18 protein-coding genes are annotated in these 18,474 nt (G+C 68.0%); 5 read left to right on the forward strand and 13 right to left on the reverse strand.

From position 1 onward, the window contains the following. The first annotated feature begins 2 nt into the window (after positions 1-2). Positions 3-1,538, forward strand: a complete 1,536-nt coding sequence (locus tag JRI60_RS37650; protein WP_204220847.1) for an aminopeptidase P family protein — start codon at positions 3-5, stop codon at positions 1,536-1,538. A 65-nt stretch (positions 1,539-1,603) separates the two neighbouring features. Next, positions 1,604-3,148 carry an alpha/beta hydrolase family protein gene (locus JRI60_RS37655; RefSeq protein ID WP_204220850.1) on the forward strand — a complete coding sequence of 515 codons (1,545 nt, stop codon included), beginning with the start codon at positions 1,604-1,606 and terminating at the stop codon, positions 3,146-3,148. On the opposite strand, the gene JRI60_RS37660 is transcribed toward JRI60_RS37655, so the two are convergent. Both JRI60_RS37660 and JRI60_RS37665 read right to left on the reverse strand, forming a co-directional pair. Further along, positions 3,112-4,125, reverse strand: a complete 1,014-nt coding sequence (locus tag JRI60_RS37660) for a tRNA dihydrouridine synthase (RefSeq protein WP_204220852.1) — start codon at positions 4,123-4,125, stop codon at positions 3,112-3,114. The two genes, JRI60_RS37655 and JRI60_RS37660, sit on opposite strands and share 37 nt — an antisense overlap. A 40-nt stretch (positions 4,126-4,165) precedes the next feature. After that, positions 4,166-4,816, reverse strand: coding sequence for a tetratricopeptide repeat protein (locus tag JRI60_RS37665; protein WP_204220854.1), 651 nt, complete (start codon positions 4,814-4,816; stop codon positions 4,166-4,168). 119 nt (positions 4,817-4,935) lie between these two features. On the opposite strand from JRI60_RS37665, the gene JRI60_RS37670 reads away from it, so the two are divergent. Then, positions 4,936-5,562, forward strand: a complete 627-nt coding sequence (locus JRI60_RS37670; protein WP_204220865.1) for a phytanoyl-CoA dioxygenase family protein — start codon at positions 4,936-4,938, stop codon at positions 5,560-5,562. Between the two features lie 84 nt (positions 5,563-5,646). Then, complete coding sequence (locus JRI60_RS37675; protein WP_204220867.1) at positions 5,647-8,082, forward strand: glycoside hydrolase family 32 protein; 2,436 nt, start codon at positions 5,647-5,649, stop codon at positions 8,080-8,082. 196 nt (positions 8,083-8,278) lie between these two features. On the opposite strand, the gene JRI60_RS37680 is transcribed toward JRI60_RS37675, so the two are convergent. From JRI60_RS37680 to JRI60_RS37705, 6 genes are all read right to left on the reverse strand, one after another. Next, positions 8,279-9,304 carry an alpha/beta fold hydrolase gene (locus tag JRI60_RS37680; RefSeq protein WP_204220868.1) on the reverse strand — a complete coding sequence of 342 codons (1,026 nt, stop codon included), beginning with the start codon at positions 9,302-9,304 and terminating at the stop codon, positions 8,279-8,281. Continuing rightward, positions 9,301-9,927 carry a hypothetical protein gene (locus JRI60_RS37685; RefSeq protein ID WP_204220869.1) on the reverse strand — a complete coding sequence of 209 codons (627 nt, stop codon included), beginning with the start codon at positions 9,925-9,927 and terminating at the stop codon, positions 9,301-9,303. The genes JRI60_RS37680 and JRI60_RS37685 overlap by 4 nt, the downstream gene beginning before the upstream one ends. A gap of 338 nt (positions 9,928-10,265) precedes the next feature. Next, positions 10,266-10,898, reverse strand: coding sequence for a pentapeptide repeat-containing protein (locus tag JRI60_RS37690; RefSeq protein ID WP_204220870.1), 633 nt, complete (start codon positions 10,896-10,898; stop codon positions 10,266-10,268). 11 nt (positions 10,899-10,909) lie between these two features. Next, the gene (sitA5, locus tag JRI60_RS37695) at positions 10,910-12,532 is read right to left on the reverse strand and encodes a SitA5 family polymorphic toxin (protein WP_204220871.1); all 1,623 of its coding nucleotides are present in this window, start codon (positions 12,530-12,532) and stop codon (positions 10,910-10,912) included. 97 nt (positions 12,533-12,629) lie between these two features. Next, the gene (locus tag JRI60_RS37700; protein WP_204220872.1) at positions 12,630-13,169 is read right to left on the reverse strand and encodes a DUF1697 domain-containing protein; all 540 of its coding nucleotides are present in this window, start codon (positions 13,167-13,169) and stop codon (positions 12,630-12,632) included. A gap of 25 nt (positions 13,170-13,194) precedes the next feature. Beyond that, the gene (locus JRI60_RS37705) at positions 13,195-13,926 is read right to left on the reverse strand and encodes a hypothetical protein (protein WP_204220873.1); all 732 of its coding nucleotides are present in this window, start codon (positions 13,924-13,926) and stop codon (positions 13,195-13,197) included. A gap of 161 nt (positions 13,927-14,087) precedes the next feature. Between JRI60_RS37705 and JRI60_RS37710 the strand changes: the two genes are divergently transcribed. Then, positions 14,088-15,329, forward strand: a complete 1,242-nt coding sequence (locus tag JRI60_RS37710) for a macrolide family glycosyltransferase (protein WP_204220874.1) — start codon at positions 14,088-14,090, stop codon at positions 15,327-15,329. A gap of 17 nt (positions 15,330-15,346) precedes the next feature. Here the strand turns inward: JRI60_RS37710 and JRI60_RS37715 are convergent, their stop codons facing one another. Genes JRI60_RS37715 through JRI60_RS37735 form a run of 5 tightly spaced genes read right to left on the reverse strand, consistent with a single transcriptional unit; the run spans position 15,347 to position 18,428 of the window. Continuing rightward, on the reverse strand, positions 15,347-16,633 hold the full coding sequence (locus JRI60_RS37715) for a DUF2914 domain-containing protein (RefSeq protein WP_239469953.1): 1,287 nt from the start codon (positions 16,631-16,633) through the stop codon (positions 15,347-15,349). Further along, on the reverse strand, positions 16,584-17,282 hold the full coding sequence (locus JRI60_RS37720) for a sulfite oxidase-like oxidoreductase (protein WP_204220875.1): 699 nt from the start codon (positions 17,280-17,282) through the stop codon (positions 16,584-16,586). Before JRI60_RS37720 ends, JRI60_RS37715 begins: the two co-directional genes overlap by 50 nt. 7 nt (positions 17,283-17,289) lie before the next feature. After that, positions 17,290-17,610, reverse strand: coding sequence for a Grx4 family monothiol glutaredoxin (grxD, locus tag JRI60_RS37725; protein WP_204220876.1), 321 nt, complete (start codon positions 17,608-17,610; stop codon positions 17,290-17,292). Positions 17,611-17,625: 15 nt separating this feature from the next. Beyond that, a complete protein-coding gene (locus tag JRI60_RS37730; RefSeq protein WP_204220877.1) occupies positions 17,626-17,883 on the reverse strand; it encodes a BolA family protein in 258 nt (85 codons plus the stop codon). After that, positions 17,883-18,428: a YqgE/AlgH family protein gene (locus JRI60_RS37735; protein ID WP_204220878.1), complete on the reverse strand. Its 546-nt coding sequence runs from the start codon at positions 18,426-18,428 to the stop codon at positions 17,883-17,885. Before JRI60_RS37735 ends, JRI60_RS37730 begins: the two co-directional genes overlap by 1 nt. Positions 18,429-18,474: the final 46 nt, after the last annotated feature.

The raw sequence follows: 18,474 nt of genomic DNA on the forward strand, positions 1-18,474 counted from the left end.
CCATGGCGAAGACGACCCGAACCCGAGCCCAAGCCGTCGCAGTGAACGCGCCCCAGCAGGACGAGGCGCCGGAGCAGCAATCCCTGGTGACTCCCGAGTCGGAGACGAAGGCGAAGCCCGCCAGCCACGACACGGTGCCACCGCCCGCGCTGCTCGACTTCATGATGCAGGGGTGGAAGCCCCAGAGCGGCAAGCCGCCTCCGAAGCTGAAGAACGCGGACGCGTTCGAGGCCCGCCGCCGGGCGCTCTCGAAGCTCTTCCCGGGCGAGACGCTCGTCATTCCCACCGGCCACGAGAAGGTGCGCGCCAACGACACCTACTATCGCTTCCGGCCGGGCACGGACTTCTACTACCTGACGGGCAACATGGAGCCCGACTGCGTGCTGGTGCTCCAGCCCAAGGAGGGGGGTGGCCACACGGACATCCTCTTCGTGGAGCCGAACCCGGGCCGTAGCAACTCCACCTTCTTCACGGACCGCGTGAAGGGCGAGCTGTGGGTGGGTCCGCGGCTGGGCGTGAAGGAGAGCCAGGTGCGCTTCGGCGTGCGTGAGGCGCGTGGCCTGCCGGAGCTCCCCGCGTTCCTGGAGGGCCTGAAGGGCGCGGTGGCGCTGCCCTCGCGCGTGCTGCGCGGCCACTCGGCGAAGGTGGATGGAGCGGTGCCGGAGCACGCCGAGCGGGACAAGCAGTTGGCCACGGCGCTGTCCGAGATGCGGCTCCTCAAGGACAAGCAGGAGGTGCGCGAGCTGGAGGCGGCCATCGACTCCACGCACCGGGGCTTCGAGGACGTCATCCGCCGGCTGAAGGCGGCGCGGAGCGAGCGCGAGGTGGAGGGTGTCTTCAACCTGCGCGCGCGGGTGGAGGGCAATGACGTGGGCTACGGCACCATCGCCGCGGCGGGCCACCACGCGTGCGTGCTGCACTGGACGCGCAACGACGGCGACATCAAGAAGGGCGAGCTGCTGCTGCTGGACGCGGGCGTGGAGGGCAACAGCCTCTACACGGCGGACATCACGCGCACGCTGCCCATCTCCGGCAAGTTCTCCAAGGAGCAGCGGGAAATCTACGAGCTGGTGCTGGAGGCGCAGGACCGGGCCATCGACGCGGTGAAGCCGGGCAACGACTTCATGGAGCCCAACCGGGTGGCGATGCGGGTGCTGGCCGAGGGCCTGTACGCGCTGGGCATCCTGAAGACGAAGCCGGAGGAGGCGCTGAAGGACGAGAACCAGTTCTACAAGCGCTACTCGCTGCACAACGTCAGCCACATGCTGGGCCTGGACGTGCACGACTGCGCGCAGGCGAGGCAGGAGGCGTACAAGTACGGCAAGCTGAAGGCGGGCATGGTGCTGACGGTGGAGCCGGGCCTGTACTTCCAGAAGGACGACCTGACGGTACCGGCGAAGTACCGGGGCATCGGCGTGCGCATCGAGGATGACGTCCTGGTGACGAAGACGGGCTGCCGCGTGCTCTCCGAGGACATTCCTCGCCAGGCGAAGGACGTCGAGGCCTGGATGAAGCAGATCTGGAGCGAGAAGAAGTAACACCCGCGCGGGCGGATGGTGTTCTCCTGGCGTTGCGTCCTCGAAGCCACGCCAGGAGATGACCCGTGCTCCCGAAGCCGTCCCACCTGTTCGCCTCGCTCGCCGCCGCCACGGTGCTCGCCACCGGATGCGGCGGCGGGAAGCCGCCTCCAGCGCCGCCTCCCGAGGTCTGCACCGGCCCCACGGTGCTCGACGTGCTCCCGGGGGCCTACCCGAATGCCGTGGACCTGTCGGGCACCGGCGCCCTCGAGGTGGCCGTGCTCGGAGACGCGACGCTCGACGCGCGCACGCTGGACCCGGCCACCGCCTCGTTGTCCGACCCGGACGGCTCCGCCCCGAACGTCGCCGCCGAAGCCGCGCTCCGCGAGGAGGACGTGAACGGAGACGGCCAGCTGGACGCCGTGCTGCGCTTCCCGCTCCCCGCGCTGGTGGACCAGGGCGTCCTCCACGCCGAGGTGAGCCGCCTGAAGCTGGAGGCGAGAACCCGCTCCGGCGCGGAGGTGAGCGGCTGTGACCGGGCACACGCCTCGGGCCACCTTCTCAACCGGCTACCCGCCCCCACGGGCTCCTACGCGGTGGGCACCACCACCTTCGACTGGGTGGACACCTCGCGCGACGAGACGTTCTCCGACGCCAAGAAGGACAAGCGCGAGCTGATGGTGCGCGTGTGGTACCCCGCCTCGCCGCCTCCCCGGGCCCAGCCCGCGCCCTACTTCCTCGTGCGCCGCGAGGGCATCGCACAGCTGAAGGGAGATGGACTCGACACACCCGCCCGCCTGCTGGATTTCGTCCATGCACACGCGGTGGCCGAGGCTCCGCTCGCGGCCGATGCCCGCTTCCCCGTCCTCCTCTTCTCACCCGGAGCCGGCGTCCCGCCCACCCTCTACACATCGCTGCTGGAGGAGCTCGCCAGCCATGGCTACGTGGTGGTCGCCACCTCGCACACGTACACCACCGGCGCCGTCATCTTCCCCGACGGCCGCTATGCCCCCAACACCGAGGAGCCCGGCGGCCTCTTCGGCACGCCCTTCTTCGACGTGACGGTGGCGGATCTGCGCTTCGTCCTCTCCCAGGTGCGGGCGCTCGATGCGGGGGACGCCCAGGGGCGCTTCACCGGGAGGCTCGACCTGGAGCGCGTGGGCGTCTTCGGCCACTCCGTCGGTGGGGCCGCATCGGCCATCATCTGCCAGAAGGAGCCGGGCGTGCGAGCCTGCGCCAACATCGACGGCACCTTCCAGGGCTCCTGGAAGAAGGGCGTCACCCAACCCTTCCTCGTGATGCACACCCGGGCGATCGACGATGGCACCCATCGCTCCTTCATCGAGGACAGGCGCGCCCCGGTCTACGCGGTCGCGGTCGCCCAGTCCGGGCACCTCACCTTCTCGGACCTGCCGCTCCTGCTGGAGCTGATGAAGGCCTACGATTCGAAGGTGACCGCCGACAGCCTCGACACGGGAACGCTGGAGCCGGCGGAGCGCGCCGCCTCCATCACCCGCGCCTGGGTGCTCGCCTTCGCGGACGAGCGGGTGAAGGGCAGCGGCGAGTCTCCGCTCCTCCAGGGGGGCACGGGGGACTACCCGGAGGTCACGCTGACGGTGCACTCCCGCTGAACCGGGATGACGCGCGCTTCCAGCGCGGAGATGCGCTCCAGCCAGTCGTCGAGCTCTCCGGAAGTGTTGAGGTGCGCGCGCAGCTCGGCGCCGCCCTCCACGTCACGCAGGTAGCCCGCCAGATAGCGGCGCGTGTACGGCACGCCCCAGCCCTTCCCGCGCACGGCCACGTTGGCGAGCAGGTGCTCGCGCAGCAGGCCCAGGCGCTCGGAGGGTGTCGGAGGAATGGGGGTGAGGCCCGCGCGCTGGGCCTTCACCTCGCGGAACACCCAGGGGTGCTCGATGGCACCCCGCCCCAGCATCGCGCCCGCGCAGCCCGTCTCCGCGAGTGCACGCCGCACGTCCGCCGCGGTGCGGATGTCCCCGTTGACGACGACGGGCATGCGCACCTGCGCCTGGGCCAGAGCCGCCCAGCGCCAGTCCGCGGTGCCCGTGTAGCCCATCTTCGCGGTACGGCAGTGGACGGTGAGGGCACGCACGCCCACCTCCTCCAACCGGCCGGCCAGCTCCACGATGGGCATCTGGTCCTCCGGCCCCAGGCCGATGCGTGTCTTCACCGTCACGGGCAGGGACACCGCGCGTACCACCCGCTCCGCCATGGCCACCATGGCCTCTGGATCCCTCAGCCAGCCCGAGCCCGCGCCCCGCCGGGCGATGCGTGGCACCCAGCACCCGCAGTTGATGTCGATGAAGGCGGGCCGCGCCGCCTCGGCGATGCGCGCCGCCTCCACCAGCTTCGCCGGATCCGCGCCGTAGATTTGAATGGCGGTGGGCTGGTCGTCCTCCGTCAGCCGCAGCTTGCGCTCGTTGCGGGAACACCCCAGCAGCAGGGAGTCCACGTTGACGAACTCGGTGAAACACACGTCCGCGCCCAGCCGGCGGCAGATGCGCCGGAAGACGGCATCGCTCACGTCCTCCATGGGAGCGAGCATGACGGGCTGTGCGGCGAAGAGCGTGGTGAAGGCGTCGGACGGCATGGGAAGCACCCCATGCTACTACCGGGAACGGGCCCGGCCCTCAACGCCCCGTCAGCGCGGCGCGCAGCCACCGCCACCCCGCTCCCACGCTGGGGGTGACACACAGCATCGCCCAGCGCACCTGCCGCAGTTGCGCGCCCTCCAATGACTTCTCCATCGGGTCGAGCAGGGCCATCGCCTCGGCCTTCTGACCCTGGCTGGCGAGCAGCCGCGCCAGGTCCAGCCTCGGAGCGAAGAGCGCGGGGTCCAGCGTGAGCGCTTCCTTCAAGAGGATGATGGCCACCGGCCGCTCGGCCTTCCGGCGCAGGTACAGCCGGCCTCGCAGGAGCATCCTCACCGCGTCGGCGCGGTGCCCCCGGGAGAGGTTCATCTGCGCCACCTGCTGCCAGAGGGCCACCTGGGCCGGGAACGTCTCCGCCGCCTGCGTGTAGACGGCCAGCGCCTTGTCCGCGAAGCCCTTGTCCAGGTGGCTCTGGGCGGCGGTCCGGAAGCTCTGGAGCGCCGCCTCGTGCTCGTTCGTCCGCGCCAGCAGCGGCGCCAGCTTCACGTGGACGGCGGGATCCTTCGGCTCCAGCTCCAACGCCTTGCGATACCCGGCCACGGCCTTCTTGAGCTTGCCCTTGGACCGGGCACGATCGGCTTCGGTGATGAGCTCCGAGCGCGTGGGCGGTGCTTTCTTTCCGAAGAGCATGGTTCGCCAATGGTAATCCAGTCAGGCGACCGTCGAGCGAGTTGCCACTCGGGCGGAAATTCTCATCCAGGAAGCACCCGGTTGACCCTGACGCGACGTGAGGGTGCATCCTGAGAGGCATGGACAATCAGGCCCTGCGCCAGCTCGAGCTCGAGGGCTGGCTGCATCTCCCGCGCGTGCTGTCCGAGAAGGAGCTCGCGGCGATGCACGCGACCTGGGATCGCCTCGCCGCCGCATCGCCGAACGACAGTGTGGGCATCAACTGGGGACCCGACCTCGGCACGGAGCCGGACTTCGCGGTCTGCCAGACGCATCCTCGCGTCCTGGCCGCGGTGAGCGCGCTGCTCGATGACGACGTCCACGTGCTGCGGATCAAAGGCCGCGCGCCTCCTCACGGCCACGGGCGCCAGGGGCTCCATGTCGACTGGAAGGGCCCGACCCCTCCCGAGCGACAGCTCCTCGTCAATGCGTTCTGGGTGCTCGACGACATGGCCCTCGACAATGGAGCCACACGCATCGTGCCCGGCAGTCACCGTTGGGCACGCGTCCCACGTGGCTCATACGCCCAACCCCAGAGTGTCCACCCCGCCGAGCGCGTGCTGGAGGCCCGTGCGGGAGACGTCATCGTCTTCAGCTCTCACGTCTGGCATGCCGGCTCTCTCAACGCGTCCGGGCGCCGGCGCCGGCTCGTCATCGCGCAGTTCGGCCGCCACGAGATCGCCGCCGAGAACGTCGGCGACTATTGAGCTGGACCAGGAATTCCAAGTATTCACTGGAATACATGGTAGAACCCGAACTCCTCCATCTTGTCGTCCCGAGGGGTCTCGCCCGTGAAACCTGGTTCCACCCGTCATGTCGTTCCCCTGCTCGTCGCGGCACTCGCCTTCGTGCTGCCAGGCTTTCCGAGCCATGCGGGCACCGTGAACGAGTACCCGGAATTCCCCTACCCGGCGACCGGCTACACGGAGCCGTATCGCGGACAGTTCCACTTCAGCTCTCGCGGGGGCTGGATGAACGATGTCAACGCGCCGCTCTACTACAACGGCACCTACCACCTCTTCTTCCAACACAATCCCCACGGGCTGGCCTGGGACACCATGCACTGGGGACACGCCACCAGCCCCGACCTGGTGCACTGGACCCAGAAGCCGATGGCGCTCGAGCCCGGGGTTCACCCCGGGGACCTGTGGTCCGGCGGTGGGGTCGTCGATGTCAACAACACCTCCGGCCTGCGCACCGGAGCCGAGTACCCCATCGTCGTGTTCTCCGGAACCAATGGGGTCATCGTCCATTACAGCAACGACGCGGGCCGGACGTTCCAGACCTACGATGGCGGCCGCAAGGTCGTGACGCCCGCGGGCACCAGCCGGGATCCCAAGGTGTTCTGGCACGCGCCGACGTCGCGGTGGGTGATGGTCGTCTGGTCCGACGCCGGGGGCAACGGCGTGGACCTCTACGACTCGCCGGACCTGCTGCACTGGACCTGGCGCAGCCGGTACGCGGCGGGTTGGCTCTTCGAGTGCCCGGACTTCTTTCCCCTCGCGGTGGACGGCAACGCGGCCAACACCCGCTGGGTCATGACGGATGCGAGTGGCGAGTACGTCCTCGGCGCGTTCAACGGCACGACGTTTACCCCCGAGTGGACCACGCCCCAGCGGATGGACATGGGCCGCAACAGCTTCGATGGCTCGTTCTACGCGGGGCTCGTCTTCAGCAACATGCCCGACGGGCGCACCGTCCAGATGGTGTGGATGCCGGGCAATGCCGGGAGTGTCTGGACGGGCAGTGCCTCGTTTCCCGCCGAGCTGAAGCTGAAGACGTTCCCCGAGGGCGTGCGGATCACCCGTACCCCGATCGCGGAGTTGCAATCGCTGCGCACCTCGAGCGCGGCATGGACCAGCCGGACGATCACCACCGACCCGGCCAGTGATCCGCTCGCCGGCACCTCCGCCGACACGTACGAGCTCATCGCGGAGTTCGACCTCACGGGGGCCACGGCCTCGCGCTTCGGGTTCAAGCTCCACGCCCGCGCGGATGGGTCCGCGGATCGGCTGGTGACATATGACCGGGCCGCGCAGACGCTGTACGGGGCGCCGCTGGCACCCATCAATGGCCGGGTGAAGATGCGGCTGCTCGTGGACCGGGGCCAGTTGGAGATCTTCGGCAATGACGGCCGGCTGTCGGTGACCGACAACGTCCGCTTCGACTCCGCGCCGGCCAGTCAGGGTATCCGCCTCTACGCGGAAGGAGGCTCGGTGAAGCTGGTCTCGCTGGAGCTCTACCGGCTGGGCTCCGCCTGGGGGACCCGCGAGTCCGTGCTCGACACCAACCTCTCCGGGAGCTGGAAGGCGGTGGGTGGCACCTGGACCGATGTGACTGGCGGCAAGCAGGGCGCGGCGGGAAGCTTCACCAACGGTTTCTATCTCAGTGAGCAGACGGGCACGGACTTCACCTACGAGGGTGACGTGCGCGTGGTCAGCGGGAGGGCCGCGGCCCTGACGTTCCGGGCCAGCGCCGATGCGACCCAGCACTACACGCTCAACGTGGACACCGCGGGGTTCGTCAAGCTGTGGAGGCCCGGACGCGACGTCGCCGTGTACCCGATGCCCATCGCCATGGGCCGGACGTATCACCTGAAGGTGGTGGCCACGGGCTCGCGCTTCCTGGTGTACCTGGACAATGGAACCGTACCCATCATCGACGCCACCGATACCGCGTATGTCAGCGGGCGCTTCGGGATGAATGTCTACGAAGGCACCGTCCTCATCCAGAACGTCCAGGTGAACGCCACCGGCTTCCGCACCAATCTCGCCGGACCGTGGAGCCCCACCGCGGGCACGTGGACCGAGCCGCTCGGTGGCGGCAAGCAGGGCTCCGTAGCGGGTGACGGCTTCCTCCTCAGCTCGCAGACGGGCGGCAACTTCACCTACGAGGGAGATGTGCGCGTGGTCAATGGCGTGGCGGCGGCCCTGACGTTCCGGGCCAATGCCAATGCGACCCAGCATTACACGGCCAACGTAGACACCTCGGGGTTCGTCAAACTCTGGCGTCCGGGGCGGGACGTCGCCGTGTACCCGACGCCCATCGTGGCGGGCCGGACGTACCACCTCAAGGTGGTCGCCAACGGGTCACGCTTCCAGGTGTATCTGGACAACGGAACCGTACCCGTCATCGACGCCACCGACACGGCTTATGCCAGCGGGAGATTCGGCATCAACGTCTTCGCGGGCACCGCCCTCATCCAGAACGTCAACGTGAGCCCATGACGGTCCACCCGGCACGGTAAGTGTGTTCGGCGTGAGCACCGGACTCTGCGCTTTCGGCCCGAAAGCTATACTCCGGGCATGGACGGAAAGAGACTCCTGCTCGTCGAGGATGCTCCAGAGAGCGTAACTGCTCGCCGGACCCTGTCATGACGAGAGGAGTGGAATCGCGCGCGAGTAGCCCTGAGCCCGCGCTGGCTCAGCGGTACTTCTCGATGAACTGAGTCACCGCGGTGAGGAAGGCCTCGGGCTCCTCGAAGGGTGCCATGTGCGCGGACTTCTCGAAGATGACGAGGAACTTGTGCTCGGGAGGTGTACCCAGGTTGTCATAGGCGTCGTGCGCCATGGCGACCGGCACCGCGCCGTCGTGCCGCCCCCACAGCACGAGTGAGGGGATGGTGATGCGCGAGAGCTTCGAGGACATCTGCAGCGCGTCGTAGAAGGCGTCGTCGGAGAGGAGCTTCTCGAGGACGATACCGTTGTTCGTGAGCATGGCCCCAAACGAGAAGGGCGAGAAGAGCAGCAGCTCCGCGCCAAGGCCGGGCGAATTCGACGGCTCATGGAAGTAGCCCCCCGCCTTGGTGCACAGGCGCTGCCATTTCCAGAGGTTGTCGCTGATGATCCGCGTCCCCTTCATCGACTCGGCCCACTCGGGAACGCCGCGCCACGTGTCCACCTCCTCGCCCGCGGCCAGCTTCCGCTCGGCGTGGACCTTCACGTAGTCGAGCGCGAAGTCCCAGTTCTTCTGCCAGTCGTGGTTGCCATCCAGGTCGATCCATCCGGCCACGCCCTCCTGGTGCTCGAGGAGATAGGCGGTCCCCAGGGTGCCGCCCCAGCTCGGGCCCAAGAGGAAGAGCTTCTGGACATCATGGCGCTGGCGAAGCGTGCTGATGACGGCGTGGGTGTCCGCGACGAACTGCGCGAGCGAGATCGTCTCGGGTGTGGGGTTGCCCTGGGCCACCCCGGTGGCACGCTGGTCCCAGTAGACGACGGCGTACTTCTCCTCGAGGGACTCCGTGACGGGCGACAGATAGGACATGCTCGAATTGCCAGGGCCTCCGGCGAGCACCACCATGAAGACACCGGAGTCCGTGTTGCCACGCACCCACACCGGCAGGTCCGCGCCGGCACTGCGCACGAAGAAGAAATCGCCCTCGGTCTGGAACCGGCCGCAGCCAGTCAGGAGCGCGGCGAGCAACAGGGCGACGGTCGCGAGGGTTCTCATTGGAAGCGGACTCCGAGTTGCACGGCCGCATGGGGCAACAGCCGCTGGTTGAAGGGGAATTGACCGAAGAGCGTCGCGCGGGTGAAGAGGGCAAGCGGGGCCACTCCATTGCGTTGCAGGTCCCAGCCCAGACCCAGGCTGGCGGTGGGCATGAGGGCAGGCCTGCCAGCATCCGCGGCCGGCTGCACGGCGCCGTCCGGCGAGACCCCATAGGCCGGGCCTTGCAGGAAGGTGTGCAGGTAACCAGCACCGGCGAGCAGCTCTCCATACAGGCCAAAGGACGCCGTGAGGCGTCCGCCTACCTCGGCGGAGGCGAAGAGCCCCACGTGGTTGCGCGGGTGGACGTAGCCGCCCAGATTGCCCGTCAGAACGATGGCACCGCTGCCACCACGGACCAGGCTCAGCTCCGTCCCAACGGTAAGTCCCGGATGAACGAGCGTCTCTCCAAGGTACGCCACGGTCAGCGGAAGGCGCGTCGGCGATTCATCGGCGCGGGCCGGGGAAGAGAGAAGAGCGGCAACAGATATCACGGCGGCGAGCGCCAGCCGCACGGATGGGCGAGACAGGATGGGCCCGAGACGCGGGGGCGTTCCAGCCTGGGTGACGGGTAATTGAAAATCCATGGATGCTGTTCCTCCTCCCCATGGAACACCGCGGCCCCGTCAAACCGTCACCGCGCTTGCGCGGAGTTCCGCCTCGCGCGGTCCGCAATGCTGCTCCACACCGGGAATGACACACCTCGCGATGTAGCGGACGGCGGCAAGGCCATGGATGCATTGCTTGTCGCTGCGGAGCACTCCCGAGGAAGTGGAGTTGCGCTGCGAGGACCGGGGACCCGGAATCCCTCCGGACCATCGTGCGGCAGCTCGTCGAGGGCGTCGGTGGGCGGGTCCTCGTGGAAGAGCGGCCGGGAGGAGGCAGCTGCTTTCGTGTCTGGCTTCCCCGGGGAGACGCGCCCTGGTCAGAAGACGATGCAGTCGAACTTCTCGATGACGGCCTTGAGCTCTTCTGGAGTGGTCTCGAAGTGCTTTGCCTCGACGGTAGCGGACAAGGTCACGGACCTGGTGGGGGCCGGTTGTTTGTGCAGGTCCTCGATGACGATACGGCCAAATCGGCCCGGCCACTTGACGCTGCGCAGCTCGGAGGCACGGCCGATGGGGTCTAGGATGGTGAAGCAGGGCCACTTGGGAAAGCGAATGGTGGCAGGGTCAGAGCCCATGATGCGGCAGCCATCCAGGCGGGCCTCCGTGAAGTCGCAGTCCTCGATGGAGCCGTGCTGATACCACGGCTGGCTGCTGTATTCGGGCCAGTGTCCGAAGTCGCACCCTGACAGCCGCCCTTTGAACCGGCAACCCTTCAGGGACGCGGCCACCCAGGCCTGGTGGTTCTTCAACTCCTGCTTCACCTCGAAGGTGCAGTCGATGAAGCGGGGCTGCTTGAGGCTCAGGCGCCGAGCGGACACCTTCAGCACGAGGGTACAGTTCCTCAGCGTCAGGTCGGGGCCGAGGATGTAGTTCGCATTCTTGTCCGTCAGTTCCAGCCGCTCGTTTTCGATTTCGCGGTCCTCGAAGACGACGTTACCGAGCCAGTCCATTGCCGCCCCTTTCAGAAGGTGAGCATCCGGAAGAACTCGCCCGACATGCGCCTGCCATGCCGCGCCATGTTCGACGCCGTCCCGGAGAGAATCTCGTACTGGCGGCCTGTCGCTGGGTCAACCACGTCAATGCCCTTGTTGAGGTTGAACTTGTAGAGTTTCTCGAACTTGAGTTTCACCTCATTTTGCACGTAGCGCCCTCGGGCCTCGCGCTCCAACAGCCGCGCCAGCCAGTATTCTCCTCGCTCCAGAGCCTCGTTGATGGCCTTGTTCTCGTTGAAAGAGCGCTTGTCGGGCCCCCACTCCTTCGCGGCACGGGTAACGGCCTCTTGGAGCATGTCCCCCACCCTGTCCTCGGCTGGAATGTCCGCGGCCGACTTGCCCCGTGGCAAATGCCAGCGCTGGCCGTCGCTGAGTTCCACCTGCCGGTTGCCGCCCCGATGACGGATGACTGTTTCGGAAGAGCGGCCCCCAGGGGTCATTCCCGCTCCACTACCCTGCCCCTTCTTGAACATCACCACGGCCATGGGGCCCTGCGGTGAGGTGGCCACCGTTTCCACCACCGCCACCGCTCTGGCCAGGGCCCCCTCCGTCGCGAGCCTCGCCTCCATGGCCTCCGCGTGCGCCATGACGACGGCACCGCCCTGAGCCTCGAACTGCGCTCCCGCGAAGTTGAAGCCCGGAAGCGACTTTACCCGCGAGGCCACCTGCCCCAGCGTGTGTCCGCTGAGCGTGGCCACCGCCAGAATCATCGCCCTGGCCGCGTCCTCGCCCAGCACCTTCCCGAATTCCCCGCCCGCCGTGCGCAACTCCTCGAAGGTGCTGGCGTGGTGCGCGACATCGGCCATGCGGGCCCAGCCGTCCATCAGCTCGTACACCGTCTGGAGACCCAGCCACCCCATCAGGATGACGGTCAGGCTGGCGGCCACCGCCTTGGTCGTCGGCTCGGGCACCACCCACATCATGCAGTACAGAGCCACCGTCCAGACGGCCATGGACACCAGTGCCCGTACGTCCAGCAGCTGGCGCCCCAGAGCCTCGCGCGTCTCGTCGAGCACCGAGCCGAAGGCCAACGCTAGCGCCAGCGTTCTCCTGTCGTCCGCACGCAGGTAGGGCCCATCCTCCAGCAGGCCCAGGCAATCTCCTCCGCCCCGGTGCTCACACCACTTCAGGTACTTCGCCTTCAGGGCTTCATCCGCCTCGGGCGTGAGGGGGACCGGGCCCGTCTGGCTCACGGGAACGAAGGAGAAGGTCTGCTCACGGTAACCCTCGAGCAGCCATAGCCCCGTCATGGCGATGGTCTCGACGTCTTGTCGCGACTGCTTCGACAGCTTCAGCAGCTCTCGGGCGGCCTCTCGTGGACTCCCCATCAGCCGCACGTCGCGTGAGAGCCTCTGGACGGCGCGCTGGAATTCAGCCCTGTCGATGGGCACCGGCCGGGTGGAGACGGCCCCCGGCTCCATGAAGTCCACGGCGTACACGCTGGCCGACTCGAGGCCGGGCTCCGCGCCGAAGGACACTCGCTCCGACGGTGTTGGAGGAGGTGTTGAGGGCCGATAGGCACTCCCCGCAGTACCGCTACCCGTGGCACAGGCGGAATGGAGAAAGAGGACGATGAGGACCCAGCCGCCCATCAGAGCACGCAACTGTGTACCCGCTGAGCGCGACCCCACATGAGGAACGGACAAGCTGCACCCCCAGCCGCATGGGCTGAATCCGAGCCGTGACGGTTCAGCGGTCGGCGAGCTCCAGGAGCTTCGTGACGGTGTTCCAGTTACGGGCGGTCGGGATGACCCCCAGGCGCGCACTGCCGAGCACGGTGGCCAGCTTCGAATCCCGGATGCCCTTCGGGAACCAGGCGTAGATCTCACGCCCGACCACGCGAAACTCGTCCGGCAGGTACGCCGCCGGATCGATCTCCTTGATCCGCTTCGGCTCAGGTACGTCGGACAGGAACGTCACGAGGAACTGCGAGGGGGCCTCCTCGGCGCCAGGCAGGGGATTCACCTTGATCACCGCGGCCAGCTCGTCCCGGGTACGGACGACGACGGAGACCTCGAAGCCGAACTCCTTGGCAATGGCCGCCTCTATCCGCTTGACGACTTGCGCCGGGTTCTTCTCCTTGCTCGTGAAGACGGCGTTGCCGCTCTGGAGGAGGGTCGCGACGTCCGTGTAGCCGAGTCCCTCCAGCAGCTCACGGAGCCGCGCCATCGGGACCTTCTTGTTGCCACCCACGTTGATACCGCGCAGCAGGGCGATGTAACGGGCCATGGACGCGAGTCCTAGCACACCGGCGTCAGGGGACGACCGCCCGACACCGCTCCGAGGCGGTCAGGACGCATGCACTGACGACATGGCCCGCGGCCTTCCGCAGGAGCTTCGTGCGCTCCTTCTCACAAGCGTCCTGGGAGGCATGGCCGCTCGAGGTGGGCGCGGACACTCCGGGGATGTAGCTGCAGAAGCGCCAGCGCTTCACGCCTGGCTTCGCCTCCCCCTCTGGAATCCCCACCGACCCGGACTGCCCGTTGAACACTCCGGCTCCGGGAGCCCGATCGAAGCACGCGAGGAGCAACCCCGCACGCGTGGGTGTCGGCCGGTGGCCCCAGGGCACCACCATCGGAGCGTTCGACAGATACGACTGGAGCTCGACGACCTGCGCGCGTGACACGAGCCCCTGTTGCTTCAGCAGTCGGATGGACCCGCAGTCCGCGCTCTCCTCGCTCAGCCCCTCGGCGAGGGCCTGATGCGCGCACACGTGACCGAACCAGAAGAGCTGCACCACCGGTGGCAACCGCGCCAGCAGCCCGGGGTTGTACTCGACGTGCGACGGCACGTCGGGCCACGCGGGGAACGACAGCCCGACGTCCGCGAGCGAGGTGTTCGGCACGAAGGCCACCGGCATTCCCGAGGAGGACTTGCAGGACACCGGCACGCCGGCGATCCACGGGGTGTACGGGCTCGCGGGTTGGGCCCACGCGGGACCGGGAAGGCCCACGAGCACCAGCAGGGCCAGGAGGACGTAGCGCATTGTTCAATCTATTCCGCGTCTACGGGAACGTCACTCCCGAGAGAGATGCCGTCCGAGGTCCGTTCTCGTCCCAGAGCACGCGCAGGGCTGGAAACGGTTGGGGAGATACCGCATGGACAGGGGCTGGCGTCACGGTCCCGCCCGGCGCATAAACGACGCGCATGAAATTCCTCTTCTATCCCGCCCCGGCCCATGGCCACGTCAACCCGATGCTTCCTCTCTTCCAGGAGCTGGTCTCTCGGGGAGACGAGGTCGTCGTCCATGTGACGCGGGAGTTCGAGGCGGCGGTCCGCAACACCGGGGCGTCGCTCCGGTTGCTCGATGACGGACTCACCATCCCCTCCTCCTTGTCCGGGGGAGGGACTGGACCGGCGCTCGAGCGGTTGATGCCATTGCTTCTCGGCCTCATGCGCCAGGGACTGCGGGAGGTCCCCAGGCTGGCGGAGCAGGCCCGATCCGAGCAGGCCCACTGCATCGTCTACGACCCGATGGCCATGTGGGGCCGCGCCATCGCCGGGATGCTTCATCTGCCCAGCGCCATCTTCCAGACGAGCTTCGGGCTGAGCCACTCCCCGACGATCCAGCGCGAGATGAAGAAGAACATGAAGGGCCTTCCACCTCCGCGGGCCCTGCTGGCCCTGCTCGAGCTGATGTGGACCTCCGAGGTGCTCCACTGGCGCCACGGGGTGCCGCGCATGGGAATGCGCTCGGCGTTCGCATCCGTCGAGGACCTGAACCTCATCCCCATCCCCCGGACGTACCAGCCCGATGCCGGGCTCTTCGACGAGCGCTTCCTGTTCGTCGGCCCGTCCGTCCTGCCGCGCAACGACCGGGGAGACTTCCCGCTGGAACAGCTCGACGGCAAGCCCGTGCTGCTCATCTCGCTGGGCACCACGCCCATGAACCAGCGGCCCGACTTCTACAAGGCCTGCTTCGAGGCCTTCCGCGATACCCGCTGGCAGGTGGTGATGGCGTGCGGCAAGGGCGTGGACCTGGCCGCGCTCGGCCCGGTGCCCTCCAACTTCCTCGTGCGCCAGCGTGTGCCCCAGCTCGACGTGCTCCAGCGCGCCCGCGTCTTCATCACCCACGGCGGCATGAACTCCACCATGGAGGGCCTCTGGCATGGCGTGCCGCTGGCCGTCTTCCCTCAGTTCGGGGATCAGCCGCTCAATGCCTCGCGCGTGAGCGAGCTCGGGCTGGGTGTGGCGCTCTCGGCCCGAGAGGCCCTGGATCCGAAGGCGTTGCGAGAGACCATCGAGCGCCTCGACACGGACCCGGGCTACCGCTCCCGCCTCTCCGGGTTCCAGAAGGAGCTCCAGGAAGCCGGAGGCCACCGCCGCGCGGCCGATGCGCTCCAGCGGTACGCCGCCGCCCGCCAGGGTCAGCGCCAGAGCGCGGCCTGACCCGTGCTCCCCGTGGGCTACCCCGCGTCCGCCTTGAACATGCGGGGCGCCGTGCTCGCATCCGGCGTCACGGTGAAGGACAGCCGGCCGATCTCCCGCCCGTCCTCGGTCTCCATGGAGACGCGCCAGTCACCGGGCGAGGGGTTGGTCAGGCTCGCGAACGTCCGGTAACCCCGCTCACGCCCGCCCTGCCCCAGGTACAGATCGTCGTATGAGTGGAACTCCGTCCAGCCCGCCTTCGGGTCGTCGTAGTACCAGCGGATGACGAGCCGGGTGCCCTTGTCGCCCGCGCGCTGGGGCTTGAAGCTGGTGGGCGCGAAGATACTGGCGAAGAAGTAGACCTTGTCGCCCGGACGCGCGCGGAAGTCCTGATCCCCGCGCTGCCACGGCTTCCACTCGGAGCGCTCGTGGAGCAGCCGGTAGTCCCGGCCCTTCGGTCCCTTCACCACCTCCACGCCGTGGTAGATGCCGCTGGCCAGCATGGACAGCGGCACCGGGGGAATCGCCTTCAGCAGGTAGAGTCCGAGCAGCAGCGCCTGGATGCCGAGCCCCGGCAGCGCCACGTGCCGCAGTGTGCGCCGCCAGTCCCCGCTCCACCAGCGCGCCAGCAGGGAGAGGACCAGCGTCACCCCGCAGGACAGCCCCGCCGAGGCCACGAACAGCTTTCCGCTGTAGTAGCCGGACAGCACGGGCAGCAGGTACGCGAAGTAGGACGTGACACAGAAGCCGTAGAGCCCCACGCGCACCACGGGCCCCAGCGCCCGGAAGCGTGGCAGCTCGTTGGCCACCAGCAGCCCGAAGACGCCCGTGAGGAACAGGAACGCCGTCAGCCCGGAGGCGCTCTTGAAATAGAAGAGTGTGTACGGGCTCAGCAGCCCGCCGAGGAAGAAGTGCAGCGCGTCCTCGCGGAAGCGCCACACCCGGGCCAGCCGGCGTGGCGGCTCCGTTCCCCAGCTCCAGCGCAGTTCCAGCAGCAGCAACAGGCCCAGGATGGCCAGGTACAGGCCCTGCTTGGTGAGCACGAACCCGTTGTCGATGCGCCGCAGCGTGGCGATGTCGTAGGCGAAGCCCGCGAAGAAGAAGAGCGCCAGCTCCCACTTCGCGTAGCGGGCGCGGAGGTCGCGCACCCGCGCGCCTAGCGTGGGCCGCGGCTCCGTGGGAACCGGGTCCTCGGACGGAGCGGTGGCGGGCACATCCGCGACGGGAACGAGCAGTGGCCCCGGCTCGGGAACCGGCTCGACGGCCGGACCCGGCTCAGGAGTAGCGGTCGTCTCTCCAGGGGTGCGCGGTATTGCTGTAGCCACGTTGTTCCCAGAAGCCTGGCTGGTCCTGCCGGAGGAACTCGATGCGGCGGATCCACTTCGCGCCCTTCCAGGCATACAGCTGGGGCGTGATCATCCGCACCGGGCCGCCGTGCTCGCGCGGCAGCGGCTTGCCATTGTACGTGTGCACCAGCAGCACGTCGTCCTTGAGGGCTTCCTCGAGCGCCAGGTTGGTGGTGTAGCCGTCGTACGCGTGCGCCAGGACGAACCCCGCCTCGGGCAGCGGGCGGGCGAGCGCCGCGAGCGTCGCGAGCTGCACCCCCTTCCACTGCACGTCCATCAGGCTCCAGCCCGTGACGCAGTGGAAGTCACTGGTGTCCTCGGCCTGGGGCAGCGACCGGAAGTCCGTCCAGCTCAGGGTGAGGGGCTGCTCCACCGCGCCGTCGATGCGCAGCTCCCACTCCTCCAGCGAGGGCTGGTCGAACGGCACGCCCAGGTCCAGCACCGGCCACTTGCGCGTCTCGGTCTGATCCGGCGGCAGCTTCGGCATGCCATGCCGGTTGGGCGGACCGCTTCCCTGGGGGCGCTCGTCACTCAGGCCCGGCGTGCGCGCCATCTTCTCCAGGAAGCGCGCCCGGAGCTTCAGGCGCGCTTCCACGATGCGTTGGAGCTTCTCGTCCCGGGTGGACATCCCGCGCTCAGGCTGGGGATTTGCCGGAGACCAGATCGGGCAGCTCGCCACGCTCCTCCAGCTCCATGAGGATGTCCGAGCCGCCGACGAACTTCCCGTTGATGAACACCTGGGGAATCGTGGGCCAGTTGGAGTACTCCTTGATGCCCTGGCGCACCTCGGGATCGGCCAGCACGTCCACCGTGTGCACCTCCCCGTGCTGCTGCAGGATGTGCAGCGCCCGCGCGGAGAAGCCGCACTGCGGGAACAGCGCGTTGCCCTTCATGAAGAGGACGATCTTGTGGTTGCGGATCTCCTCGTCGAAACGAGCCTTCAATTCCGGAGTCATGATTCGGCTTCCTCGTCAGCGATTGCCGAGCTTCTTCCATTGCTCGGGCGAGTAGGTCTTGAGCGCGAGCGCGTGCAGCTCGCCAGACTTCAGCCAGTCCTGGAGTGGTGCGTATACCAGCTGGTGCTGCTCCACCATGGACTTCCCACCGAAGGCGGGGCTCACCACGCGCGCCTCGAAGTGGTCTCCGGTCCCGGTGGTGTCGCGCACGTCCACCTCCGAGCCGGGCAGCGCGCCGAGAATCCTCTGGCGGATGGCATTCGGATCGAGCATCAGTTCAGTCCCTTCCCCTTCGCGAGCATGGCGGGATCCACTCCCATGCTCTTCAGGGTGCTGTCCCATATCAGACCCGGGTCCCCTTCGAGCACGGGACGTGCGGAAGCCTCGGCGTAGAGCCAGGAGCCGGAGGCGAGCTCACTCTCCAGCTGCCCGGCGCCCCAGCCGGCATAGCCCAGACAGAAGCGCAGGTGTGGCGCCGGATCCTTCAGGAGGGGGCCCAGCGTATCCAGGGTGAGACTGAGGAAGAGGCCGGGCACCACCTCGTGCTTCTCCGTCACACGCTCGTCGTCGTGGAGGACGAAGCCCCGGTGGGGCTCCACGGGGCCGCCCACGAAGACGGGCTGGTTGACCCGCTCGGGGGCGATGCCCAGGGACTGATTCTTCGCCAGCTCCCCCAGCGTCAGCGAGGCGCCCCGGTTGATGACCAGACCCATGGAACCCGATTCGTTGTGCTCGAGCATGAGGATGACCGAGCGCTTGAAGGTCGAGTCCCCCAACTGGGGCATGGCCACGAGAAAACCGGGAGCGAGTGTCTGCACAGGGGAAGTGTCCGACCTTCGCCCCCTCCGCGCAACCGATTCGTAC

Source organism: Archangium violaceum, from assembly GCF_016887565.1.
Lineage (GTDB): Bacteria > Myxococcota > Myxococcia > Myxococcales > Myxococcaceae > Archangium > Archangium violaceum_B.